The 24,094-nt window shown below is 68.8% G+C and carries 17 protein-coding genes and 4 pseudogenes; 7 read left to right on the top strand and 14 right to left on the bottom strand.

The annotated features are described in order from the left end of the window. Positions 1-63: 63 nt before the first annotated feature. Positions 64-522, bottom strand: coding sequence for a hypothetical protein (locus OG841_RS40130; RefSeq protein WP_371571078.1), 459 nt, complete (start codon positions 520-522; stop codon positions 64-66). A gap of 226 nt (positions 523-748) precedes the next feature. On the opposite strand from OG841_RS40130, the gene OG841_RS40125 reads away from it, so the two are divergent. Next, positions 749-1,723, top strand: coding sequence for an alpha/beta hydrolase (locus OG841_RS40125; protein ID WP_328636906.1), 975 nt, complete (start codon positions 749-751; stop codon positions 1,721-1,723). 249 nt (positions 1,724-1,972) lie between these two features. After that, positions 1,973-3,106 (top strand): helix-turn-helix domain-containing protein, encoded by a 1,134-nt coding sequence (locus OG841_RS40120; RefSeq protein ID WP_328636907.1) that lies wholly within the window; start codon positions 1,973-1,975, stop codon positions 3,104-3,106. Positions 3,107-3,312: 206 nt separating this feature from the next. Here OG841_RS40120 and OG841_RS40115 read toward each other — a convergent pair. The 7 genes and pseudogenes from OG841_RS40115 to OG841_RS40085 all read right to left on the bottom strand — a co-directional run. Then, positions 3,313-3,676 (bottom strand): annotated as a pseudogene (locus tag OG841_RS40115) (AbfB domain-containing protein); the annotation flags it as partial. 265 nt (positions 3,677-3,941) lie between these two features. Further along, positions 3,942-6,728, bottom strand: coding sequence for a BNR repeat-containing protein (locus OG841_RS40110; RefSeq protein WP_371569228.1), 2,787 nt, complete (start codon positions 6,726-6,728; stop codon positions 3,942-3,944). A 916-nt stretch (positions 6,729-7,644) separates the two neighbouring features. Then, a complete protein-coding gene (locus OG841_RS40105; protein WP_005476711.1) occupies positions 7,645-7,800 on the bottom strand; it encodes a hypothetical protein in 156 nt (51 codons plus the stop codon). Beyond that, positions 7,785-10,319 carry a glycosyl hydrolase family 95 catalytic domain-containing protein gene (locus OG841_RS40100; RefSeq protein ID WP_365123717.1) on the bottom strand — a complete coding sequence of 845 codons (2,535 nt, stop codon included), beginning with the start codon at positions 10,317-10,319 and terminating at the stop codon, positions 7,785-7,787. Before OG841_RS40100 ends, OG841_RS40105 begins: the two co-directional genes overlap by 16 nt. After that, a complete protein-coding gene (locus tag OG841_RS40095; RefSeq protein ID WP_328636910.1) occupies positions 10,316-11,152 on the bottom strand; it encodes a carbohydrate ABC transporter permease in 837 nt (278 codons plus the stop codon). Before OG841_RS40095 ends, OG841_RS40100 begins: the two co-directional genes overlap by 4 nt. Continuing rightward, positions 11,152-12,165 (bottom strand): carbohydrate ABC transporter permease, encoded by a 1,014-nt coding sequence (locus OG841_RS40090; protein ID WP_231884873.1) that lies wholly within the window; start codon positions 12,163-12,165, stop codon positions 11,152-11,154. Before OG841_RS40090 ends, OG841_RS40095 begins: the two co-directional genes overlap by 1 nt. A 42-nt stretch (positions 12,166-12,207) precedes the next feature. Further along, positions 12,208-13,575 carry an ABC transporter substrate-binding protein gene (locus tag OG841_RS40085; RefSeq protein ID WP_328636911.1) on the bottom strand — a complete coding sequence of 456 codons (1,368 nt, stop codon included), beginning with the start codon at positions 13,573-13,575 and terminating at the stop codon, positions 12,208-12,210. Positions 13,576-14,374: 799 nt separating this feature from the next. On the opposite strand from OG841_RS40085, the gene OG841_RS40080 reads away from it, so the two are divergent. The 4 genes and pseudogenes from OG841_RS40080 (at position 14,375) to OG841_RS40065 (ending at position 18,350) form a co-directional block, all read left to right on the top strand. Further along, the gene (locus OG841_RS40080) at positions 14,375-15,730 is read left to right on the top strand and encodes an L-fuconate dehydratase (RefSeq protein WP_328636912.1); all 1,356 of its coding nucleotides are present in this window, start codon (positions 14,375-14,377) and stop codon (positions 15,728-15,730) included. Beyond that, positions 15,727-16,493: pseudogene (locus OG841_RS40075) on the top strand (SDR family NAD(P)-dependent oxidoreductase). The gene OG841_RS40080 and the pseudogene OG841_RS40075 overlap by 4 nt, the downstream one beginning before the upstream one ends. Positions 16,494-16,501: 8 nt before the next feature. Further along, positions 16,502-17,492, top strand: a pseudogene (locus OG841_RS40070) (aldo/keto reductase). A 297-nt stretch (positions 17,493-17,789) separates the two neighbouring features. Continuing rightward, entirely contained in the window at positions 17,790-18,350 is a 561-nt protein-coding gene (locus OG841_RS40065) for a tyrosine-type recombinase/integrase (RefSeq protein ID WP_328636913.1), read from the top strand. 515 nt (positions 18,351-18,865) lie between these two features. Here the strand turns inward: OG841_RS40065 and OG841_RS40060 are convergent. The 4 genes and pseudogenes from OG841_RS40060 to OG841_RS40045 all read right to left on the bottom strand — a co-directional run bounded on the left by OG841_RS40060 (position 18,866) and on the right by OG841_RS40045 (position 21,585). Then, a complete protein-coding gene (locus OG841_RS40060) occupies positions 18,866-19,183 on the bottom strand; it encodes a hypothetical protein (protein ID WP_328636914.1) in 318 nt (105 codons plus the stop codon). 43 nt (positions 19,184-19,226) lie between these two features. Continuing rightward, on the bottom strand, positions 19,227-19,376 hold the full coding sequence (locus OG841_RS40055; RefSeq protein WP_328636915.1) for a hypothetical protein: 150 nt from the start codon (positions 19,374-19,376) through the stop codon (positions 19,227-19,229). 36 nt (positions 19,377-19,412) lie between these two features. Further along, a pseudogene (locus tag OG841_RS40050) lies at positions 19,413-20,569 on the bottom strand (FAD-dependent oxidoreductase). A gap of 218 nt (positions 20,570-20,787) precedes the next feature. Further along, positions 20,788-21,585, bottom strand: a complete 798-nt coding sequence (locus OG841_RS40045) for a siderophore-interacting protein (RefSeq protein ID WP_328636916.1) — start codon at positions 21,583-21,585, stop codon at positions 20,788-20,790. A gap of 213 nt (positions 21,586-21,798) precedes the next feature. Between OG841_RS40045 and OG841_RS40040 the strand changes: the two genes are divergently transcribed. Further along, positions 21,799-22,554 (top strand): helix-turn-helix transcriptional regulator, encoded by a 756-nt coding sequence (locus OG841_RS40040; protein WP_328636917.1) that lies wholly within the window; start codon positions 21,799-21,801, stop codon positions 22,552-22,554. 180 nt (positions 22,555-22,734) lie between these two features. On the opposite strand, the gene OG841_RS40035 is transcribed toward OG841_RS40040, so the two are convergent. Together OG841_RS40035 and OG841_RS40030 are read right to left on the bottom strand one after the other, a co-directional pair. Further along, positions 22,735-23,352: a transposase family protein gene (locus tag OG841_RS40035; RefSeq protein ID WP_328636918.1), complete on the bottom strand. Its 618-nt coding sequence runs from the start codon at positions 23,350-23,352 to the stop codon at positions 22,735-22,737. A gap of 155 nt (positions 23,353-23,507) precedes the next feature. Then, complete coding sequence (locus OG841_RS40030; protein ID WP_371569220.1) at positions 23,508-23,867, bottom strand: transposase; 360 nt, start codon at positions 23,865-23,867, stop codon at positions 23,508-23,510. Positions 23,868-24,094 lie beyond the last annotated feature (227 nt).

Below are 24,094 nucleotides of genomic sequence, written 5' to 3'. Positions count from 1 at the left end.
GCTCTCACGAACGTCACCGGGGCAAGCAGGCCAGGCAGATGTTGGCGATGCCTCAGTGCTGGATCAGGCCGCCGACCGGGACAGGAGCGACGTGGCCGGTTGCCGGAAGGGTCTGTGCCAAGGTGAGGAGGTGCTGCCGTTCCGCCGGGCGATCAGTGCGCGGGTGGACGGCTGACAGTCGGCGCCGGAGACCTTCAGGTCGCGGCTGGAGCGGCCATGCATCGCCCGGTGCCGCGGGGCGTGGCGGCTGAGCAGGGTGGCGTACTCGGCCGCGAGGTCCGCGAGGTCCGCGAGGTCCGCGAGGTCCGCGAGGTCCGCGAGGTCCGCGAGAGTAGCCTGCGGAGACTGGGAGTTCCGGTCGCTGGACGTCTCACACCGGCCGAGCTTGGTCAGCAGCACTTTGATGGCCCTGGCGACCACGAGGGTCTGCCCGCTGGCGGTGGCCGATGTGCTGCTGCCGGAGGCGACGACGCAGGTGACGCCTTCGTAGCCGTATGCGCCGTACCTGAACCTGCGCGGCACCTTTGTATCGCGCCCGGTCCTCTGCGAAACATGGCATGTCTACGGCAGAACGAATAGGTACTTTTAGAGGAGCAAAACGGCCTCCTCGTCTCCCGAGATGACCACTTACATCCGCGCTACCCGCCAAACGGCGGGCAAGTCCCGCCGTACGGCGGCGGGCCGGAACCTGCGGACGCGCGGATCATCGCCGTACGATCCGCCACACGCAGCATGAGGAGCACAGGCAATGACGCTCACGCCGCCCCCGTTCGACCCGGAACTCGCCGCCGCCCTGGAGATGATCAAGGACACGTTGCTGACCCAGCTGACCATGGACGAGATCGAAGCCACCCGTAACGGTCCCGGTATAGAGATGTGGGCGGACATGGACCTGACCTTGGGCGGGGCGTTCGAGGTCGAGGACCGGGTCGTGCCGGGTCCCGAGAACGCGCCCGACATCTCGCTGCTGATCTGCCGGCCGGTCGATCCGGCGACGGACGGTCCGCTGCCCGTGATCTACCACGTCCACGGCGGCGGCATGGTGCTCGGCAACAACCGCGTCGGCGTGGACGCCCCGCTGCGCTGGGCCAATGAGCTGGGCGCGGTCGTGGTGTCCGTCGAGTACCGCCTGGCACCGGAGAACCCGTACCCGGCGCCCATCGACGACGTGTACGCCGGGCTGCTGTGGATCGCCGACCACGCCGAGGAGATCGGCGCCGACGCCGAGCGGATCGTCATCACGGGGGCCAGCGCGGGCGGTGGCCTGACGGCCGCGCTGGCCCTGCTCCTCAGGGACCGCAAGGGTCCGCGCCCCGTCGGCCAGATGCTGATGTGCCCGATGCTCGACGACCGCAACGACACCCCCTCCGTGTACCAGATGGAGGGCCTCGGCGCGTGGGACCGCACGGCAAACGACACCGGCTGGACCGCGCTGCTGGGTGAGCGGCGCGGCGGCCCGGACGTCTCCCCGTACGCCGCCCCGGCTCGCGCGGAGGACCTGTCCGGGCTGCCCCCGGCCTTCCTCGATGTCGGCTCGGCCGAGACGTTCCGCGACGAGGTCGTCGCCTACGCCACCCGCCTGTGGCAGGCCGGCGGTGCCGCCGAACTGCACGTGTGGCCGGGCGGCTTCCACGGCTTCGAAAGCTTCGCCCCGCAGGCGGTCCTCTCCCAGGCATGCCAGGCGGCCCAGGTGGCGTGGCTGCGCAGGCTCCTCGCAGACTGACGGGGCCGGGTACCGGGGGGTGAGGCTGACGCGCGGCTGCCTCCGCGCACCCGCCTGCCAACGCGTGGTGGGGGAGGCGGTTTCTTTCGCCGCGGGTTGCGGAGGGGGTTGGTCGCGCAGTTCCCCGCGCCCCTTCAGGGGCGCGTACGCGGCGGTCGCGCGGGGGAGGCGGCCCGTGCCGCACTCCCCCCCGCGACCTGTGAGCGCACACACTCCACGAAACGTGGCCCCATGGCGCACCATGGGGCCATGAAAGAGCTGGCGGGGCGGCTGACCGCACTGGATCCGGATGCCGGCGCCGCCGTCCGGGTCATCGCCTACTTCGACCGGCTGGCCGAGCACCGGGCCGGTCTTGAGGCGATGGTGCGCGGGGTCGCCGTGCTGGCAGGGTGTCCGGCGCGGCTCGCCGACGCCGGGCGGCGGGTACGTCTGCGGGTCGAGACCGATGGGCACCGCCGGGACACGGACCAGCCTCCCGACCCCGCGTGGCCGTCCGCCGCGCTGTCGCCGGACGGTGCTCCGGCGCTGTGGCTGGAGCGGGCGGGGGCACCCAGCGTCGTCGACTCGGTGATCCTCGAACGGGCGGCGGCTGCCATCCGCGTCGTCCTCGACCGCACCCGTGGCCGCGCACCGACGGCCCACGCCGACGACCCGGCGCTCGTGGAAACCCTCCTCGACGCCACCGCACCCGAGCAGGTACGGCTGCACGCGGCCCGGCAGCTGGGCCTGGACCCGGCCACCCGGGCCCGCGTGGCCGCGCCGTTCGACGGCCCGCCCCGCATCGTGAACGCCTCCGCCCGGCGCGGGCCGATCCACCCGCACGCCCGGCCGTCCACCCCCGGGCCGGCACCGGTACCGGCCCGGGGCACCGCACCGACCCACGCCGGATCCGCCACCGCGGACCCGGGACCGGCGCACCTCGACGCCGGATCCGCCGGCACCGCCCTCCCGCCGGGCCGGGTCGGTGTCGGCCCGGCCGTGCCCCTGCTCGAACTGCCGGGCTCCTGGGCCGCCGCCCGGACCGCGCTTCGTTTCACCGCCGACGGCACCCCGAACGCTCCCGGCCCCCGGGTCGTGTACGCCGATGAGCTCGGCGGTATCGGGCTGCTCGCCGAGCTTGTCGCGCCGGGGGCCGATCCGCCGCCCGATGTGCGGGCGCTGGATGCGGCGGTCGCGGACGCGCCCTGGATGCTGACGACGTTGCACGCGGTCGCCTCGACGGCGAGCCTGCGGGCAGCCGCCGTCGAGGTCAACGTCCACCACTCCACGCTCCAGGACCGGTTGGGCCACGCCGAGGCGCTGCTCGGGTGGCCCATCCGTACCCCGCAGGGCCGACTCAGACTGCAACTGGCCCTGGCCATGCGGCATTTGGGGCGCGCATAGGGGAGATACAGGCGAGGTACAGGGGAGGTGACCCATACCAGGCGGTCACCGGGACGGTCCGGTGAAAGCCTTCGGTCAGGGCCGCAGGTCTTCCGGGTGGTACAGCCCTTCGTCCAAGGGGTGCGGAAATCCGTCTTCCCGGAAACAGCGTCTGACGGAAACTCCCCGACCGCCGGCGCGACTGCCCGGGCCGGCAAGGGCGCTGCTCAGGCCCAGCCGGTCACCGGCACGACGAGCTGTCCTGGCGGAAGTTGCCCGTGCCGTCCGTCACGTCCACGCGCAGCTGTTAGTTGTAGTGGCGCAGGAAGTAGCCGGGTGGTTGTACGACTCGAAGCGGACCGAGCCCGACGCCGTGCCCGTCCGGGCGATGAACGTGGCGCCCTTCGCGAAGGTCGACGTACCGTCGTTGGCGCCGAAGCGGGCTCGGTCGTCGTAGTGGCGAAGGTAGTTGCCGGAGCTGTCGCGGAACGAGTAGCCGCCCGCGTCGGCCAGTCCGGCGACGGCCGTGAAGGTGGACGCCTGCTTGAGCGCGGTGGTGCTGGAAGTGATCACCACGGGGGGGGTGATCAAGGGGCAAGGCCCACGTTCGGCGAGGCCTCCATTCCAATGTGGCCCCCTGCACCGACAGCTGCCTCGTTCTGAACCGGTCTATCGCTGCGTCTGCCTGGTCCCCGCAGTGCACGGCGGCCTTCGCCCTGATCCTGTGTTCCAGGTCTGGAAACACAGGGGACCGGTACGAAGGCCGCAGACGTGTGTGTGCTGTTGCCGCCGCTCAGCGGGACGGGTTCGCCTGAGCTCGCCCCGCAGAACCGGCGCTGCGGAGAGCAGCCGTCTTCTACTGCGCGGACGGCGGGCCCAGGAGCACCACCTCCAGCGCGCTTCCCTCCTCAGGCCAGTCCGTGCGCGGACTGTCCTGGTTTGCAGGCAGGGATTCCCAGCGGAGATAGTAGGTGCCGGTGTCGTTGCGGCCGGCCAGGTCGGTCTGCAGTCGCACCGCCAGGCCAGGGTAGGTGCCGCGCACATCCGTGATCTCGGCGGGCAGCTCCGGGGTCGAAGCCTCCGCCACGGGGTGCAGGCCACCGTCGATGACGATGCTCCGCGGTTCACCCGAGCAAGTGAAGTCGACGCGGATGTTGCCATCCTCCATCACCTCGGAGCCGAGCATGGACACCGTGAAGGCGAGGCTGCCGCCACCGCCGAAACTCCAGCGGCCCTTCCAGTCGCTGATTTGGTGGATGTCCCACGCGCCTGATCCGTCGGGGCGCGCGACGTAGATCTGGGAGTTCCCGTCACCGTCGTACTTGTGATAACTGATGATCGGAGTGCCCTCGGCGTCGAAGCCGAGCTTCGCGTTGCCGTTGAGCAGACCGCCGCCGTCCGGCACCGGGTCGATTACATCCGCCTCGCCGTACCGGAAAGGGGTCGTCAGCGCATGGCCGGCACTGTCGAACCAATCGACGAGGTTTCTGCTCTTGGCATAGCTCAGCCGACTGTTGGTCGCGGCGTCGGGAGTGTCACGCCAGACCCAGATCATGTGGAACCATCCGTCTGGTCCGAGGGTGGGGTTTTCGAAGTAGGCGTTCCACGTCCCGCTCGGATTGTCGGCGGATCCGTTGCCGTCGAAGAGCGGCTCGTCGACCAGCCGCGACCAGGTGGAGGAGGCCTCGTTATACACGTTGAAATAGGTCACGCCGTCACCTGACCCACCATTGCGATAGCTGAAGACGAGACTGCCGTCCTGGCGGTTGACGAACTCGGGATAGGTCACCGAGTTCTCGGTCGACGCATCGATCATCGTGGTCACTCGGGTCAGCGACGTCACGTCGCCGGGCACGGTGGTGCGGAAGTACACCAACGCCGCGTTGTGCATGTTGCCGGACACATGGAGGTTGCCGTCGCGGTCCAGTCCCAGCGAGATGTAGTTGTGGCTGTCCCAGCCCAACGTCGAGGGGAGCACCTTTTTGGTCCAGCTGTTGTCCGAGAGGCTGCGGTGCGCGATCGTCATCCGGCGCGCGCCGTCGTAGTAGGCCACGTACTGATCGTCATTGTGTGTCAGTACCCGTTGCGTCACCGGCATGCCGGCCCACGTCGTGTCCACCGGGATCGTCTGGAGCACCTGCTGCTGGGCATCGGGGAAGTCGTAGGAGCCCTTGTCCACCGTGCAATCGAGCGTTCCCGGAGGTGAGATGGCCGGGGTGGAAGTCGTCAGGGAGAACGACTTCGCGCGCAGGTTGCCCGTGTTCGAGTAGAGGCCGGCGGAGCCGCCCACACGGGTCGGGTCGGTGGTGGGCAGCGTGTACGACGTGTCGACGAGGGTGGCCCCGGAGTCGCTGTTGCGCACCGAGACGGTGAAACGGGTCCCGTCGCGACCGAGGTTCAGTTCGAGAGATGAGCCGTAGGGCGCGTTCATGTTTCCCTGGGCCAGCACGGTCGGTGTGGTGCTGGCCGCCATCTTCAGCAGCTGCCACTGCCCCGTGCGGGCCCCACCGGCGGTCGACACGCGCAGGACGTAGTAGTCCAGCGAGGTCGTTCCCCGTACGTTCGCCGCGATACCGCTCCATTCCGCACCGGAAGGCGAGCTGCTGACGATCCTGATCTGAGCACTCACGGTGTACGAGCTACCGAGCTGAAGCGGACGGTAGGTGGCGACAGCGTTCGTCGGGGTGGCAGCGGAGAGAGCTTCACCGGATGCGATCGACCACGCTCCCCGGTCGGAGACCCAGTCCGCCCCGAGGGAGCCGTTGACGCGTTCGAAGTCCTCGGAGCGCGTGGCCGTAGGTGAGATGGCCGGGGTGGAAGTCGTCAGGGAGAACGACTTCGCGCGCAGGTTGCCCGTGTTCGAGTAGAGGCCGGCGGAGCCGCCCACACGGGTCGGGTCGGTGGTGGGCAGCGTGTACGACGTGTCGACGAGGGTGGCCCCGGAGTCGCTGTTGCGCACCGAGACGGTGAAACGGGTCCCGTCGCGACCGAGGTTCAGTTCGAGAGATGAGCCGTAGGGCGCGTTCATGTTTCCCTGGGCCAGCACGGTCGGTGTGGTGCTGGCCGCCATCTTCAGCAGCTGCCACTGCCCCGTGCGGGCCCCACCGGCGGTCGACACGCGCAGGACGTAGTAGTCCAGCGAGGTCGTTCCCTGTACGTTCGCCGCGATACCGCTCCATTCCGCACCGGAAGGCGAGCTGCTGACGATCCTGATCTGAGCACTCACGGTGTACGAGCTACCGAGCTGAACCGGACGGTAGGTGGCGACAGCGTTCGTCGGGGTGGCAGCGGAGAGAGCTTCACCGGATGCGATCGACCACGCTCCCCGGTCGGAGACCCAGTTCGCCCCAAGGGAGCCGTTGGCGCGTTCGAAGTCATCGGTCCTGGTCACTTGGTCGACGGCCGACGCCGGAAAGGGCGCGGAAAGCGTGATCAGCATGCACGCCAGGGCGGCGGCACTGGCGATCAGCGTGGCCCGCAGCCGCGGCAGGAACCTTCGACGTCTTTGTGTCATGGGCATGATCGTTCCTTCTGTGTCGGTAGTACCTGACGTGAGACAGGGCTGCGGACGCATGGGCGAAGCCCGCCGCGGGTGACCGCCATGCCGCCGAGCGCCCGTTCGGCGGGTGATCGGCTCCGACAAGGCCTTCTCTTGGCAGTTCGCAGGACAGCACACGATGTCATGACTGGCCTTACAAACAGCATGTGTCGGCGGGGGTAACATCGGATGTATTACTGGGACACCAATCGGTGGTCCGTCTAGGACCTCGACAGAAATCGCCAGGTGAGACCCGAGAGTGCAGCTGGCAGACGCGTCCGACCCTCAGGGCTAACCGCCCCGAACATAGGATGTATTCAGCCGATAGGTCGGGTTGCGCTCTCGCTTCGCCGCCGTGCGCGCGCGGTCCCCGGGCAAGGCCGTCGACCGTCCGTCGCGGCCTGGGACTTGACCTTCCAGGGCCACTCTTGGCCGTGCCGGCACCACCCGTCCCCCTCGTGACCGCCGCCCCACACCTTCCTCACCGCTGAGTGATTGGCCGGGGACATGGTCCGGGCGGCCAAGGAGGACATGGCCTCGCCACCGATGAGCCGAGAGGCCGTCGAGCGCATGGCGGGCGGCGCCGTGCCCCGACCGCGGCCGTGCCAACCGCGTTCGTGTGGCCGACCTTGCGCCATGTCGCGGCTCGTGCCGCCTGTTCGGCGAAGAACCGCGCAGGTTGGCAGGCGAGAAGGCAGGCCGGTTCCGATACCGCTATCGCTGCATGCCGATGACATAGTGAATCGCGGATGCGGAGCCGTCCGCGACATGGGTGGGTCGGTAGGCTGCCTCGGTCCACGGTCGGCCACCTGACACCCAAAACACCACCACGGACTCTGTGCAGCCGGACGCTTAGCCACGGCGATGCCCGCACGGCTGACCAGCGTGACGGCCTCAGCTGCATCGCGGCAGCAGCTGCTCCCCATCAGCCCAGGACGGGCCCCGGGTCGCCTCACGCGCCCGCATTCGTGACGGCGGGGGTACGGCGGCCCGCCAGAACTCCGGCCCGGCAGACGGCCGCTCAGCGCCACGGAGCCCCCTCCCCTCCGGCCTGGTTGTTGACGTAGTAGGTGCTGTTGGCCGCGGCCGCGCTGTCGGCACCGGCGAACAGCCCCGCAACCAGGGCGGCGGCCGCTCCGACGGCTGGGAGCTGGCGTGGTCTCAGGAAATCGCGCATGTGGTGGTTCCTTCGAGCTCGTCATTGAGGGACGGAACAGGTGAGATACGGACGACCGTCCCGGTCTGCACCGACAGTCGGATCGGCCCGGGCGGATGGTGGATCGCTTGCGCTTCTTCGGTGCTGTCCGCGGCCGGGTGGACGGTGCTCGGTCCGGACCACGGCGGCACGACCGTCAGTTCACGTTCGTGCCCTCCGGTCAGCTCGAGCCGGTCTGCCTCGCCGGGGCGCCGGGTGAAGGAAACCCGGTGACCCCCGCGAGTTCGCAGTTCGGTGAAGCTGACCGGGAGATCAAGGGGCCAGTTCGGCAGGATGCGGATCACGCCGTCGTGGCTCTGCAGCAGGCACTCGGAGATCACGGCGCCGACCGCGAAGTTCTCGGTCCACACCCCCATCCGCGCCATGAAGTCGAAGGGTGTCGCGTCGTCGTACCGGCCGCCAGCGCACTGGACCCGTGCTGTCGCCGTGCCGTTGGGGATCGTGCAGTACCGGACGTGGCGCAGCCACCGCTCGAGGTCGAGCTGACCGAGCCGTGCCTCCTGCATGGCGACGAACACGAGGTCGTTGCCTCCCTCGGTGCGCTGGCGGCGGACCGTACGGCGGGCGATGTCGACCTGGTCGGCCGGTGACGAGAGCGAGACGGCTTCGCACGGGAAGACCGCCATCGCCGCGGCCGGGACGTTGTAGACGACGTCCGGGTCCTCGCCTGCGACGCTCACCCACACGGTGCCCTCGTCGGTCTCTGTCGTCGGCAGCGGGACAAGCTGGGACACCGCGGCGCGGGCGCGTTGCACGAGGTCTTCGGGCAGAGCGTCCCGTCCGGCAGTACGCAGCGCCTCGTCCGCGTCCACCAGTGCCTGGAAGGCGAAGGTGAAGAACACGATGTCGACGTGTCCGTCGACGTTGAGGCGCAGCCCGTCGGACAGGCCGTACACCTCCGGGACGACCGTGGGGTAGACGTGCAACCGTCCGTCGTCGCGGGCCAGGCGCTCGGTGCCCGCGTCGAGATAGTCGAGCAGGAACTGGGCGACGTCGACCAGGAAGGGTGCGATGCGGTCCGCCAGCAGGTCGACGTCACCGGTGTAGAGGTAGTGCCACGACAGGGTCTGCACCGCCCAGGCCGGGATGAACGCCTCCCACGCCCACTTCGGGCACAGGTAGGGCGCGAGCGTGGTCTCCAGCGGCCAGCCGATCAGTGAGAAGGCCGCACCGGGCATGCCGTAGTACTGCTCTGCGGTACGCCGGGCCTGTGGCAGCAGCGAGTCCAGCAGATCCAGGTAGGGGTGGTGGAGGTCCTCGTGGCCGGTGACGAACAGGCCCCAGTACAGCTGTTGCACGTTGTAGTTGAAGTGGTAGTCGCCGTGGAAGCCGGAGCCGATGTCCCGGTAGGTCCACGGGCCGAACAGGCCGGGCGCGACACCGCCGTCCCGCAGCGCACAGCGCGTCCAGTACAGGTTGCGGTACCACAGCGCCTCGAGTTCGTGGCCACCGACGTCGATCGCCGAGCGGGCCCAGAAGTCGCGCCATGAGGCCGTCGTCGCCGACCTGGCCGTGTCCTGGTCACCCATCTCGACGGCGACCGGGGCGGCCGACAGCGCCGACAGTTCGTCTTGGGTCAGATCGATCCGCAGGTTGAGTTCGCGGGTCGGTGCGACATGCGTGGCGAGGGGGTCGAGAGCGACGCGTCGCCCCTTGAAACCGGCGACGGTTCCGGCCGTGAGTTCGGTGTCGGAGGTGAGCCCGAGCCGGAATGCCGGAGTGTCGGGCAGAGCCTCGCCGGTGACGGGAAGGCCCTGCACGAAGGCGAGGTGATGGGACCACTGCTCGTGGGTGAGGTGTTCGTTCGGCGTGAACGCCGACTTCGGGCGCGTGTAGGCGTTGCCCGCTTCGATGGGGTCGGCGGGCCCGTCCGCGCCGTCGTAACCGAGCGGGTCGGGGAGTACGCGCAGGCCCCGTACCGGCAGCGTCGCGGTACCGTGCGCCGACCAGCGCACCCACGCGGTGTCGGAATCCGCCGCGACGAAGATCTCGACCGTGGACGGAGCGCCGTCGATGGTGAGCTGCACGCTGCAGATCCCGGTGGCGATGTCGACGTGATAGCCGAGGACCTCGCAGCGCCGGGTGTCGAGGCTGAGCAGGACCGAGCCGCACGGAAACGGCTTGGGGTACGGCGCCCCGTAGCCCTCCTCGGTGTCGGCGAGGTACCGGGCGAACTCCTCGTCCTCGTCCGGGCGTCCGTGCCGGGCTGCCTCCTCGGCGGCGGTGAGCACGTTGGCGAACGTCCCCATCCGGTCCGGGTCGACGACCTGGGCCCGCTTGTCCCAGACGGCGTTGTGGCCGAGGTGGATCACGATGGCGTCCGGCCGCGGCACGACGACCGCCCCGAACTCCCCGTTGCCCAGCAGGGCGCCCTCGAAGAAGTCGCCGGCGGCCGGCGTGCGGACGATGGGGTGGCGGCGGCTCACATCGAGGCCGTCGACCGCTTGTGACAGTGGCGCGTACAGGGGGTTGGTGGTCATTTGAACACTCCGCCGAGCGCGATGCCCTTGGTGACGTTCTTGTGGAAGACGAGGTACAGCAGGATGATCGGGATGGACGCCAGCGAGAGCCCGGCGAACAGCGCCCCCTGGTCGGTCGTGTACTGGCCCTGGAACGAGAGCAGACCGACCGGCACGGTCTGCGACTCACCGGACTGCAGCAGCACCACGCCGAGTTGTGTCTCGCCCCAGACGAACACGAGCGTGAGCATCGCCACCGCCGTCACCGCTCCCTTGGCGAGCGGGAGGACGATGCGGACGTACGTGCGCCAGGCCCCTGTGCCGTCGAGTGCGGCTGCCTCTAGCAGTTCGACCGGGAAGTCGACGAAGAACGAGTGCATGATCAGCACGGTGGTCGGCAGGGCCAGGGCGCCGTACGCGATGCCGATGACCACCGGCATGTTGAGCACGCCGAACGCGTTGAACGCCTGGTAGTAGGGAACGATCATCAGCACGATCGGCAGAACGGTCGACGACACGAACAGCCGGGTGAACCAGATGCGGCTGCGGTCCGACAGGTGCGTCGCGAAGTACGCCGCCGTCACTCCGGCCCCGAGGTTGAAGACGAGCGCGGTGACGGCCGCGATCAGACTGTTGCTGAAGTAGCTGGTCAGTCCGGCCGTCCCGGCCGAGCCCTGCCAGGCCCGCGCGTAGTTGCCGGGCAGGATCTTTCCGGTGATACCGAGGCCGTTCAGGTAGATGTCCGCGTTGGACCTGACGCTGAGCAGCAGGATCAGCACGAACGGCACGACGGCGAGCAGCGTCCAGAGCACGAGGGCGGCCCGTGCGGTGCCTCGACCGAGCAGATTACGCATCACGCCTCCTTCGAGCGGCTGGCCCGTACGCCGACGAGGCCGACCGCGATGAGTACGACTGCCGAGAGCACGGCCAGTGCCGACGCCGGGCCGAACTGCCCCTTCAGCAGCGCCTCCCGGTAGATCCGCACCGGCAGGATCGAGGTCGCCGTGCCCGGACCGCCCTGCGTCATCGCCCACACGGTCGTGAATCCGTTGAACGCCCACATGAACTCGAGCAGGGCCGTCATGACGAACACCGGCCGGATCATCGGGAGAGTCATGCTGAAGAACTGTCGTGCCGTCGAGGCGCCGTCGATGCGCGCGGCCTCATAGATGGAGACGGGGACCTGTTCCATCGCGCCGAGCAGCAGCAGGAACGCGAAGCCGACGCCCGCCCACACGGTCACGAACACCACCGGCCAGACGGCCGTGGAGGCGTCACCCAGCCACGCGTGCGCGTTGCCGAGTCCGATGTGGCCGAGGACCTGGTTGACGCCGCCCGAGTGCGGCTGGAAACTCGCCGTCCAGAAGATCGACACGGCGGCCGCGGGCGCGACACCGGGCAGGAACCAGATGACCCGGTAGAAGCGCCCGCCCTTCACGCCGTGGCTGACCGCCGCGGCGAGAAGGCTGCTGATGACGATCGTCGCCACCGCCGACGCGGCGGCGTACACGAGAGTGACGCCCAGCGACTGGTAGGTGTCCGAACTCTTGAGAACAGTGCGGTAGTTGTCCAGCCCCACGGAGTGCATGGGACCGAAGCCGACCCAGTCCGTGGTACTGATGCGTACCGTCTGGACGATCGCGCCGAGGACGAAGACGGCTAGCAGGACAAGCGCGGGCACCAGTGCCAGGCGGGTCACCAACGGTGAGGTGGTGGCCCTCGACCGGCGACCCGACCCCCTCCCGCCCGCGCCGGGACGCCTCGCGGATCGCGATCGCGCCCGGCTGGGCACGACGCCCGTGGACTTCGCGGCGTCGCCGGCGGCGGCCCCCGGGTCCGACGCCGTGATCACGGAATGCGTGCTCATACACCTCTCCTCGAACTGGGATACGGCTCGTTCACGGTCGGCTCAGCTCGCGGACTTGCGGAAGCTCAGCAGCTCGTCCTGCTGCTGCTGTGCCAGTGCGGCCGGCGAGAGGCTGCCGGAGTACATCGCCTGGATCTTCGGGTCGATGAAGGTCTGCGCGAGCGCGTTCGGCACGACCGACGTCCAGCCGGCCGCGCTGCCGTTCTTGGTGATGTCGGCCAGGATGCTCTGCGAATTCGCGTCCATCTTGGCGAAGACGGAGGCGGGCAGGTCCTTCACCCCGGGGAGCAGGTTGGCGGTGCCGACCACGCCCTCCGACTGCGCCTTCTCGGACATGACGAACTCGAGGAACTTCTTCGCCCACGCCTTGTGCTGCGCCCTCACCGGGATGCCCAGGGCGTCGCCGTAGTAGCCGGTCTGCGTGGTCTTCGTCCCGGCGTTGACCGGCGGCAGGAGCAGCCAGTCGGGCTTCACCGAGGTCTTCGCGGGCACGAAGTCGGCCGCCGTGAAGTTGCCGCCGAGGAACATTCCCGCCTTGCCCGCGAGGAACGGCGTCTCGGCGTCCTGGTACTTCTGACCGAGGAACCCGTCCTGGTAGACGCCCGACTTGCGGTAGTTCTCAAGCGTCGAGAGCACCTTGGTGAAGGCCGGGTCGGTGTACTTCGCGGTGACGGCGGTCTTGCTGTTGTAAGACGCCAGGTAGTTCTCGAGCTGCGCCGGCGACGCCGAGGTCGGCAGCAGGGCGTCGACCATCCAGCTGGCCTGATAGCCGGAGGCGCCGCCGAGCTGCAGCGGTGCGTACCCGGCCGACTTCAGCTTCTTGGCCGCGGCGATGAGGTCTTCCGGCGTCGCGAACCGGTGATCGGTCGGCACGGTCACGCCGGCTTTGGCGAAGGCTGCCGGGTTGTACCAGACGACGTTGTAGATGGCCTGGGAGAAGGCGACGACGTAGGGCTTGCCGCCGACCTTCAGCGACCCGGAGACGCCGCTGCCGTAGCGCTTGGCGAGGTCACCGGAACTCCACACGTCACTGAGATCGGTCAGCCCGCCACGGCTGGTCAGAGCGGTGTAGGGCGACGAGCCGACCGGGACGAAGCCGACGTCGGGCGCGTTGCCCGAGCCCAGCACAGTGAGGTTCGAGCCGGCCTTCTGCTCCTGGCTGATCGTCTGCAGTTTGACCGTCACGTTCGGGTGCGCCTTGTGGAAGGCCTTGGCGAAGTAGCCGAACAAGGTCTCCTGCCCGGTCTGCTGCTGAACGGTCAGAGTGACCGGCGCCGAGCCCGTGGTGTCGCTCCCCTCACTCCCCGACGACGAACACGCCACGGCAGAGGAGGTGAGAACGGCGACCGCGGACAGCGCCGTCAGGGCGCGAGGCAGCGGGTTTCGGCGTGCTTCATTGAAACGTCTCATGGTCGGGAAACCCCTCGATAGGGCGCGATTCGGATTCGCGAAGCCGGGTAAAACATCGGATCTACTCAGTCCATGCGGCTAAGGCGTGAAACGTTACAACCGCGTTCCAGCAACGAGCAATGGCCGAAACAAGGTTGTTTTCTCCACCGTCAGGCCGAAAGCTTCCCCCAGCGATACGACTAGACATCCGATGCCTTGCCGGGGGCGACCTCAGGCGTGCAACCGTCTCACCACCGAGGGCCCTCCTCGGCTGCCTGTGGAGCGTGGCGTGACGTTACGAGCGCATTGCCACACTTGGCAAGAGCCTCATCCGATGTATGCGCAGGATCGTGACCGACGGCACGAACACCGAGATAGATCACCAGGATAAAACGCCCATCTGATCACTTTCAGGACCCGTCCTCGACCATAGACATCGGAGGACTGATTGCGCCAACGGGCCGGCGGTCGTACTGTCAGGCACCGCCGCAGAAAAATCATCCGAAGTATCGAGGGACGGGCCGCAAGGGACCGCGTCGAAGGTCGGCGCGCTCCCCGCCCGTGACCTTCCCGGCCCCGTCCACACATCTGGGCGAGGGCGTCCGAAGCACGGGCCCAGGTCACTGTTTCTCGCCGACGGGGTCGATCGGCGTGGCCGGCACACGGCCGCACAGGAGGCTCCCCACGTGTGCTTCCGCCGGTGGCCTCAGGTACCCGGCTCAGCCGGACCCATCTGTCAGCGGGGTCGGTCCCGGCGATGCGGTGGCGGCTGCCGGCCCTGGCACTGTCCGTCAGTCTCACCGATCACGAAAGGCTCAGCGTGTCCTCAACAAGCGTCTCCCGGATCACCGGTCTCGACACGTACGACATACGGTTCCCCACGTCCCGGGAGCTGGACGGGTCGGATGCGATGAACACCGACCCCGACTACTCGGCCGCCTATCTCGTACTGCGGACGGACAGCGAAGACGGCCTGGAGGGCCACGGCTTCGCCTTCACCATCGGTCGTGGCAACGACGTGCAGGTCGCGGCGCTCGACGCCTTGCGAGCCCACGTCGTGGGCCGGTCCGTAGAGGATCTGTGTGACGACCCAGGCAGCCTCGCGCGCGACCTCACCGGCGACAGTCAACTGCGCTGGCTCGGTCCCGAAAAAGGTGTGATGCACATGGCCATCGGCGCCGTCATCAACGCCGTATGGGACCTGGCCGCCAAGCGGGCCGACAAGCCCCTGTGGAAGTTCCTCGCCGACGCCGACCCCGAATGGCTCGCCGACCAGATCGACTACCGGTACATCACCGACGCACTCACCCGCCAGGAAGCAGTAACGATCCTGCAACGCGGCCGGGAAGGACGTACCGCACGGGAAAGCGACCTCCTCGCCCACGGCTATCCCGCCTACACCACCTCGCCCGGCTGGCTCGGCTACACCGACGAGAAGCTGACCCGCCTGGCACAGCGCGCGGTGGCCGACGGCTTCCGGCAGATCAAGCTCAAGGTCGGGGCGGATCTCGACGACGACATCCGGCGCTTCCGGGCTGCCCGTGCCGCAGTCGGCCCGGACATCCGCATCGCCATGGACGCCAACCAGCGCTGGAACGTCGACGAAGCCATCACCTGGACCACCGCGCTGGCCGAGTTCGATCCCTACTGGATCGAAGAGCCCACCAGCCCCGACGACGTCCTCGGCCACGCCACCATCCGCAAGGCCGTCGCGCCCGTCCAGGTCGCCACCGGCGAACACGTCCAAAACCGCATCGTCTTCAAGCAGCTGCTCCAGGCCGAAGCCATCGACGTGCTGCAACTGGACGCCGCCCGCGTCGGCGGCGTCAACGAAAACCTCGCCATCCTCCTGCTTGCCGCCAAGTTCGGCATACCCGTCTGTCCCCACGCCGGCGGCGTCGGCCTGTGCGAACTCGTCCAGCACCTGTCGATGTTCGACTACCTCGCCGTGTCCACCACCGTCCAGGACCGGGTCATCGAATACGTCGACCACCTCCACCAGCACTTCACCGATCCCGTACGCATCGAAGGCGGCCGCTACCTCCCGCCCACGGCCCCCGGATACTCCGCACAGATGCATCCCGGCTCCATCACCCGCTACACCTACCCACACGGCCAGTTCTGGGCCGATGACCTGGCGGCACGCACCACCGACGGCCAGGAGCTCGCCGTATGACCCGCATGGACGGTCTGCGGGCGGTGGTGACCGGCGGCGCCTCAGGTATCGGCCGCGCGACGGCCGACCTGCTGGCGGCTCAGGGAGCACGGGTGGCCGTACTGGACCGGGACAGTACCGGCGTGGATGAGCCACTCGTCGCGCTGCGGGCCGACATCACCGATGACGCCCAGGTGCGCGCCGCCATGGCCGAGGCGTCGGCACGACTGGGCGGAATCGACATCCTGGTCAACAACGCCGGAGTGGGCGCCGCGGGCACAGTGGAGGACAATCCCGACGAGCAGTGGCACCGCGTTCTCGACGTCAACGTACTCGGCGTCGTCCGCACCAGCCGGGCCGCACTGCCGAGCCTTCGCGCCTCCGACAACGCTGCGATCGTCAACACCTGCTCCATCGCCGCCACCGCCGGCCTGCCGCAGCGTGCCTGTACTCGGCCAGCAAGGGCGCGGTCCTCGCCCTGACCCTGGCCATGGCCATGGCCATGGCCGCAGACCACGTCCGCGAAGGGATCCGCGTCAACTGCGTCAATCCCGGCACCGCCGACACCCCATGGGTGAGCGCGCTGCTGGCGGCATCCGACGACCCGACGGTGGAACGGGCGGCGCTCAACGCCCGACAGCCCATGGGGCGCCTGGTGACCGCCGAAGAGGTGGCCGCGGCCATCGTGTATCTGGCGAGCCCCGCCGCCGCATCGGTCACCGGTACCGCTCTCGCCGTCGACGGCGGCATGGCGGGGCTGAGGCTGCGCCCCGCGGAGAAGTGAGGAGCCACATGCGCAGCACACGCCTCGGACGCAGTGGCGTCGCCGTCACCGAACTGGCCTTCGGGGCTGCCGCCCTCGGCAACCTCCACACGCCCGTCGACGACGAGAGCGCCGCCGCCACAGTGGATGCCGCCTGGGAAGCCGGCATCCGCTACTTCGACACCGCCCCGCACTACGGACTCGGTCTGTCCGAAATCCGACTGGGCCGGGCCCTCACAGGCCGGCCTCGCGGCTCGTTCACCGTGTCCACCCAAGGTGGGCCGCCTACTGGAACCCGTCGACCACCCCACCGGTGACGACTGCGCGCAAGGGTTCGCCGTTCCGGCCACGCACCGCCGGATCTGGGACTTCAGCGCCGACGGAATACTGCGCAGTATCGACGCCAGCCTTCGCCGCCTCGGCCTTGACGCGCTCGATGTCGTGTACCTGCACGACCCCGACGACCACCTCGAGCAGGCTCTCAGCGAGGGATACCCCGCGTTGGAGCGACTGCGCAGCGAGGGCGTGGTAAGCGCCATCGGCGCGGGAATGAACCAGAGCGCCGCGCTGACCCGGTTCGTGACGGAGACCGATGTCGACGCCGTACTGCTGGCCGGCCGCTACACCCTGCTCAATCACGAGGCCATCGGCCATCTGCTGCCCGCCGCCGCCGCACGCGGCACAAGCGTGGTCATCGGCGGGGTCTTCAACTCCGGCCTGCTGGCCGCACCGCGCCCGGGTGCGACCTACGACTACGCACCCGCGTCGGCCTCACTCGTCCAACGCGCTGTGGACCTGCAGGCAGCCACCGAGCGCCACGGGGTCGCACTGCGCGCCGCCGCGCTGCAGTTCCCCTTCGGTCATCCGGCGGTGACGAGCGTGCTGGTCGGCGCCCGTTCCGCCGACGAAGTACGTGACGCGGCCGCCCTCCTGTCCCAGCCACTTCCGGCAGCCCTGTGGAACGACTTGCTCGCCGCCGGCCACCTGCCCACTGGAGTGCCCACGCCGAAGAGAATCTGACCGTGCCTATCGCCCGATTCATCAGTTGGTCACCTGTTGCAACGACACCGTTGTCCCCGTCCCCGTCCCAGGGCCATTGCGTGCAGTCGATCTGTCCAGGTTGATCAGCTGATGCCGAGGGCTCTCAGGGGTCGCTGTGGATGGCGGGCGGTATGACGGCAGGCGGCGGCGATGTTGGTCCGGCCGTCCTGGCGGAACACGCTGATCGCGAGGTTGCGCAGGGCACGGGCACCATCCAGGAGATGATCAGTCGACGCGGGCAGGCCCCTTGCCGAAGCCCATCCGGGGTTCCGCGGATTGAAGTTCACCCCGCGCGACTTCCGAAGGATCTTCGCCACCGAACTCGTAAACAGCGGCCTGCCGATCCACATCGGAGCGGCCCTGTTGGGTCACCTCAACATCCAGACCACCCGCGGTTACGTCGCGGTCTTCGACGAGGACGTCGTTCGGCACTACCAGGAGCATCTGCACCACCGCCGCCAGATTCGGCCCGAGGGCGAGTATCGCGACACGACGGTCCAGGAATGGGGGGAGTTCGAGGAGCACTTCGACCGTCGCAAGGTCGAACTCGGCTCCTGCGGACGCCCTTACGGCACCCCTCGTCGGCACGAGCACGCCTGCATCCGATGCCCGATGCTCCACATCAACCCGAAGATGCTCGGCCGGCTCGAAGAACTCGAATCCGACCTTCTTGCCCGCCTCCGGCGGGCTGAGGATGAGAACTGGCTCGGCAAGGCCGAAGGCATCAACCTCACGCTCACTTTCCTACGCGGGAAACGCGAGGAGACCCAACGACGGGCACGGAGGCCGACCGTCGAACCAGGGATGCCGGCCCGCCGCCTGCCTGGGTCCGAATGAATCGTCCCCTGCGCAGGCGACAGGCAGCCGTGAGCACGCAGGCGCCTTGGGCTGGCGAGGGCGACCGGTCCCTTGGTGGTGGTGCACGCGTGCTTACCGGATTCCAGGGCCCAGCGCACGTGAGAGACGGCGATCGCAGAGACCTCACCAGGTCCGTCGTCGTCAGGTCGTAGGGCGTGACGGGTACCACGGCGGAGTCCACCAGGCCGAGGACTTTCCACAGCCCCAGGCGGAGTCGGTCATCGGGGGCGGGCCCGGTGGCGCACCGCCCGCAAACAACATCGACGGTGAGGAACTCCGGGCAGCCGGGCGCCTCGCACAGATCGGTCTCGGCAACGGTGCTCGCAACGCCGTTCTCCGGGCTGCTGCGGCGCAGCAGGGCGCGCGGCCGGCGAAGGCCTCCTCGACGTCGAAGGGCTTGACCACGTAGTCACCCCCGCCCGCTGGGCCGCCGACGACGAGGTCTACGGCAACGACCCGGCACTGCGCGCCGCGCTCGCCCGCCGCCAGCTCGACTACGTGCTGGCCGTCGCGAAGACCCACACGGCGACACGAAGGCCGGCAAACGCCGCGCGATCCACCTCGCCGTCACCCGGGATCCAGGCGTCCTCGTCGATCGTGGCGATCGCGGCGTGGATTGTCGGGTTGAGCCGCACGGTGAGCGAGAAGTGGTCGCCGGCGCGGCGGCAGGCGGCCACGACCTCGGCGGCGTAGAACGCGGCGTCCGCGCGGAACAGGACCATCCCGGCCACGACAGCCAGCGCCTTCACCCCGGCGCTGCCGGGCACCGTCGGCAGCTGAGCGAGGACCTGGTGCGTCGCCGATTTGAGCAACCTCGGCACGTTACTTGTGCTGGTCAGGCTGCGTCGGCGGATGCTATTGGCCTGTGTGCGGTGAGTGGAGGAGCCATTCGGCGACGGTGAGGGCTGCGCGTAGCTTGTCGGTCGGGGCGTCCCCGGAGTGGCCGCACAGGGTGAACGCCTGCTGTACACGGTAGGTCACCGTGTTGCGTGAGATCTGCTCCATGGCAGCCACGCCCTCTCACACCGTCCTTTGAGCGTTTTACTTGGCGAGCGAGTTGGCCACTACGGTGCTCAGCCGCCATGCGGAGGAATCGGCGGACAGCAGCTGTTCGGTGCCATGCTCGATGGCCTGGGCCGTCTCGATGGAGCGGGGGAGCATGGTCTTCTCGTAGACGCGGATGGCGTCGTCGACAGTGGCTGCGTTCGCGAGGGCGAGGGCGAGTTCGCCGGCGTCAAGCATGGCGAGGTTGACGCCGGTGCCGAGCGGGGGCATGAGGTGGGCGGCGTCGCCGAGCAGGGTCACCGTCGGGTTGTGGTCCCAGGCGTGCGGGACAGGGAGCACGAAGATCGGGCGGTGGATGTAGAGGCCGTCGTTCTCAGTGATCATCCGGCGCATGCGGGGCGACCAGAGGGCGTACTCGTCGCGCAGCACGGCGCGGATGCCATCGGTGTCCTCGGCGGTCAGACCCTTGGCGCTGATCCAGTCGACGGGAAGGCGTTGGATGATGTAGACGCGGATCTGGTTTCCGCTGTTGCGCTGGGCGAACAGGCTGCGTTCGCCATCAGCCGCGTGGGCGCCGCCCGAGCCGACCAGTTCGGCGATCTCGGGGTGCCGGTCGTCGACGTCGGAGAACCATGCTTCCAGGGAGCTGATCCCGGTGTACTCGGGGACGGCGGTGGACACGGCCGGACGTACCCGGGAGAAGGCGCCGTCGGCGCCGATGACCAGATCGGTCTCGATGCTCGTGCCGTCGGCGAAGTGCAATTGCCGCGGCCCATCGGCGGTCCGCTGATCGTGTCGAGGGAGCGGCCCCAGCGCACGGTTCCCGTCTCCAGGGAGTCGAGCAGCAGGTCGCGCAGGTCGCCGCGGTCGATTTCCGGCTTCAAGAGTTCGTCGGCCGCCGGGACTTGGCGGAACGTGATCGCGCCGGTCGGGTCCATCTGGCGCAGTTCCTGCCCTTCGGGGCGGGCGAGGGCGAAGAACTCGTCGAGCAGGCCGGCTTCGCGCAGGGCGACCTGGGCGTGGTCAGCGTGCAGGTCGAGGGTGCCGCCTTGGTTGCGGGAGTCGCGGCCCGGGTCGCGGTCGTAGACGGTGACCGCGATGCCGCGCTGCTGGAGGATGCGTGCGCAGATCAGTCCGCCGGGTCCGGCGCCGATGATGCTGATCCTGGCGTCAGCGGGTTCTGGGGACTTCAAGGATGTTCCTTTCGGTCGGAGAAGAGGGGAGTCACCGGGCGAACAGGGCGGGGCGGCGGCGCTCAGAGGTCGCCTCGGTCATGGAGGTGCTTCGTGAACAGAACCCGACCCGCGGAGGGAACGTCGCTGGGTGACGATGGGTGGCAGAGCGAGATCTGCCGCCAGACTGGGTGAATAGGGCGGTCCACGCGGGCGGCCTTGACCGGACACCGCGGCCGTCATCCCGGAGTCGCCCTGCCGTGCCGCCAGTAACCGACGAAAGTGATGTCGGACTTGTCGACGCCGCGCTCATGGACGAGGTGCCGCCGCAGTGTCGTGGGCAGGTGATTCTCACCCGCCACGAAGGTGGCGAAGCGCCCTGCCGGCAGGGCGGCCTTCATCACGGTGTCGAGTGCGTAGCGCCCCGGAAGTCCGGGGCGGCCGTCGCGCGGAAGCCAGTGCACGCTGACGTTCTGTGGTGTGTTCAACTGCTGGATGTCTGCGCTGCTGGGTACCTCGAGGAACACTTCGCTGGGCAACGCGCCCTCGTCGGAGTCCAGGATGGACAAGATGGCCGGCACCGCGGTCTCGTCCCCTGCGAGCAGTTGCCATTCCACGCCATGGGGCGGGTTGTAGGTGGCTCCCTCGTCGAGGATGCCGACCGGTTCGCCGGGGCGGGCACCCCGCGCCCAGGTGGAGGCCGGACTGTCCCCTTCGTGGAGCACGAACTCGATGTCCAGTTCGTTGCGGTCGGGCCAGAAGTGCCGGACCGTGTAGAAACGGACGTAGGGGCGTGCCGCCTTGCCCGTCATCATGTACTGCGCCATCCATGTGGCGTCGGACCGGGAGGGCAGCCAGAGCCGGCCCTGGCCGGGCCGCCGGAACAGGAGCCTGAAGGCCTGGTCGACTCCGATCGGCCGGAAGTCCTTGAGGTCCTCTCCGCCCACGGTCACCAGCAGGAAGTTTCCGGGCCTCCACTCCTTGCGCACGACTTCGACCGACAGCATCCGACGGCTGACGGGCTTGATCCGGTTCATGGTGACGTCCTCTTCCCATGCATCGACGCCGCAACGGAAGGTGGGTACGCACCACGCCCGGGCATCAAGTTAGGCATGCCTAACCGTAGAATGGCGCTCGTGCGCATGGTGGCCACGCGATACCCCGGAACGGCCAGATCGTGATCGGAGCACGGGGCGAACGGAACTGCTGGGCCAGGACGGGACGGATCGGCGGATGGAGAGGCGAGCGTCATGGCTCAGGTGACAGCTCTGGGCGAGGGAGCCGCCTCGCCGATCCTGACCATCGAGCACCAGCATGCGCATCCGCCTCTCCAGGTGGCACCCCATACCCATTCGGAGCCAATGCTGCTGTGGGCGTCGACCACTTCCGTCACCCTGCGCACGGTCTCGCACGACTGGCTGGTGCCTCCGGGGCACGGCCTGTGGATTCCCGGCCGTGTCGAGCACACGGGGACGACACGGCACGCCGGTGAACTGTGCGTCATCCGGTTCATGGCCACGCGCTGCCCCATCGACTGGACGCAGCCCACCGGCGTCGCCGTCCAACCGCTGCTTCGTGAGCTCATCCGATACCTGCGGGCCGAGCCGGACGCGGCGAGCCGCCGGCATGCCGAAGCCCTCCTCTTCGAGGTCCTCCAGCCGCTGCCGACCCACTCGATCCAGGTGCCCATGCCCGCCGAACCGCGCTTGCGTACGATCACCGAGCGGCTCATCGACTCGCCCGGAGATCAGCGAGAACTTGCGATGTGGGCGGCGGAGGTGCACAGCGGGGTGCGTACTCTGTCACGGCTCTTCCTCGCCGAGACGGGGCTGACCTTCTCGCAGTGGAGGACTCGGATCCGTGTCCGCGCCGCAGTAGGCCATCTCGCGGCCGGCGCGTCCGTCAAGGCCACCGCGCGGGCTGTGGGATACCGAAAGCCCAGCGCCTTCATCGCCGCCTTTCAGCGCGTGACCGGGCAGACGCCCGGTACCTACGGGGGCGAGTAGGAGCCATGCAGCGAGTGCGGTTTGGTGTCACATGATGTGACGCTCGGGTTGAGCGGGTTGTCAGCTGTACTGGGCTTGGTCCCCTTTGACGGACATCATCCTTCTGGAGCGGCAGCCACTGATCTTCGATATCCGCCAAACGGGATCAAGCCCAGGTGTGGGCCCAAGGCGCCTGCGTGCTCACCTGCCGGGTTGGATGAGGTCGAGTGCATGGTCGGGGTGTGACTTGTAGTAGTCGGTGGCGTGGGCGGTGTTGGTCCAGCCGGTGAGGCGGGCCAGGGCGATCGCGATGTTACGGAAAGTGGCCATTGCGCGGGGGGTGTTCCCGGTGCGGATCTTGGAGGCGTCCTCGGCGAGGGTGGTGTCCCGGACGTGGTGATGGGCTTCGACGTGCCAGTGCTCGCGCACCGCTCGGGCGAGCTGAGCGTCGGTCGCGGAGCGGCTGCAGTGTCCTGCAAGCCACGCACCCACCGCCGCGTCCACCGCGTCGCCGTCCAGACGTGCCAGGAGTCGGCCGAACGTGGTCGCCCGCGGTGCGGCCCGCAGCCCCAGGCGGTGACGGACCTCGTCGGGCAGATAGGCGGCATGCCTTGCGATGGCGGCAAGGGTGGTGGCGCCGGCGAGTACGGCGATCGTGCACAGTGCCAGGACCTGGCCGAGCCGGTAACGGCGGCCCTGTCGACGGCGCGGATCGGGCAGCATGTCGAGGACGTCGGCAAGGTCCAGCAGGCGGTCGGGGTCGTCGGGGATGGAGCCCGCATCGTGGTCGAGGTGGCGGGACACAGCGGTAATCAGCAAGGATGGCATCCAGAAGCGGTTCGTTGTGATGAGGCGTCAGACACCTCCATCATCACGAACCGCTTCCTTCAGTTGATCACCTACCCCCACCCCGACAACCCGTCCCCACCCGGCAGCGGCATCTCACCGCCCGAGAACGTACGAGCCCTGGGCGGTCACCAGGCCCTCGTCCTTGCAGTGTTCCAGGAGCCGGTCGAAGACCACCCGTTCCATGCCGTGCCCGGCCAGCCGGTGCGGAACCGGCTCAGCACGCTCGCGTCGAAGCCCGTGTCCGTCAGCTCGGCCCCGAGCGCGTACTTCCAGTCGATCGCCCGCACCGCCATCGCCGCGGCCTGCCGGTCGGTCAGGTCCTCGGCGAACTGCAACACCGTGACCAGCGACAACACTCCCGGTGACAGTCCCGGGGCACCGCGCACCCCGAACGCGTCGGCGAACGGCTCATCCGCGAAGACCTCCGCGAGCCGGTCCCGCACCCGGATCGCCAGGCTCCCCTGCGGGAACGCCGCCCGGGCCACCGCCGCAGTCTGTGCCGGAACCTTCGGCAGCCCCTTCGGCCTCATCGACAACCGCATCACCCCCGCGGCCGCACGACAGGGCAACGACCGCACGGACGATCACCCGCGCCCAACCGTCGCCCCGCACGCAATTGCGCAGCAGAGTCCGCAGGCGGCTCAAAGCGCTCCAGTACCGGCACAGCCTCCTCAGCGGATTCCCCGCCGGGACGGGGCTCGCCCTCGACCGA

Source organism: Streptomyces canus, from assembly GCF_041435015.1.
GTDB classification, from domain to species: domain Bacteria; phylum Actinomycetota; class Actinomycetes; order Streptomycetales; family Streptomycetaceae; genus Streptomyces; species Streptomyces canus_G.
This window is presented reverse-complemented; position numbering and strand designations above follow the sequence as displayed.

Coding starts and splice junctions, on each gene's coding strand:
- OG841_RS40125 (WP_328636906.1), top strand. CDS start 749: ATGACGCTCACGCCGCCCCCGTTCGACCCGGAACTCGCCGCCGCCCTG.
- OG841_RS40120 (WP_328636907.1), top strand. CDS start 1,973: ATGAAAGAGCTGGCGGGGCGGCTGACCGCACTGGATCCGGATGCCGGC.
- OG841_RS40105 (WP_005476711.1), bottom strand. CDS start 7,800: ATGCGCGATTTCCTGAGACCACGCCAGCTCCCAGCCGTCGGAGCGGCC.
- OG841_RS40100 (WP_365123717.1), bottom strand. CDS start 10,319: ATGACCACCAACCCCCTGTACGCGCCACTGTCACAAGCGGTCGACGGC.
- OG841_RS40095 (WP_328636910.1), bottom strand. CDS start 11,152: ATGCGTAATCTGCTCGGTCGAGGCACCGCACGGGCCGCCCTCGTGCTC.
- OG841_RS40090 (WP_231884873.1), bottom strand. CDS start 12,165: ATGAGCACGCATTCCGTGATCACGGCGTCGGACCCGGGGGCCGCCGCC.
- OG841_RS40085 (WP_328636911.1), bottom strand. CDS start 13,575: ATGAGACGTTTCAATGAAGCACGCCGAAACCCGCTGCCTCGCGCCCTG.
- OG841_RS40055 (WP_328636915.1), bottom strand. CDS start 19,376: ATGGAGCAGATCTCACGCAACACGGTGACCTACCGTGTACAGCAGGCG.
- OG841_RS40045 (WP_328636916.1), bottom strand. CDS start 21,585: ATGAACCGGATCAAGCCCGTCAGCCGTCGGATGCTGTCGGTCGAAGTC.
- OG841_RS40040 (WP_328636917.1), top strand. CDS start 21,799: ATGGCTCAGGTGACAGCTCTGGGCGAGGGAGCCGCCTCGCCGATCCTG.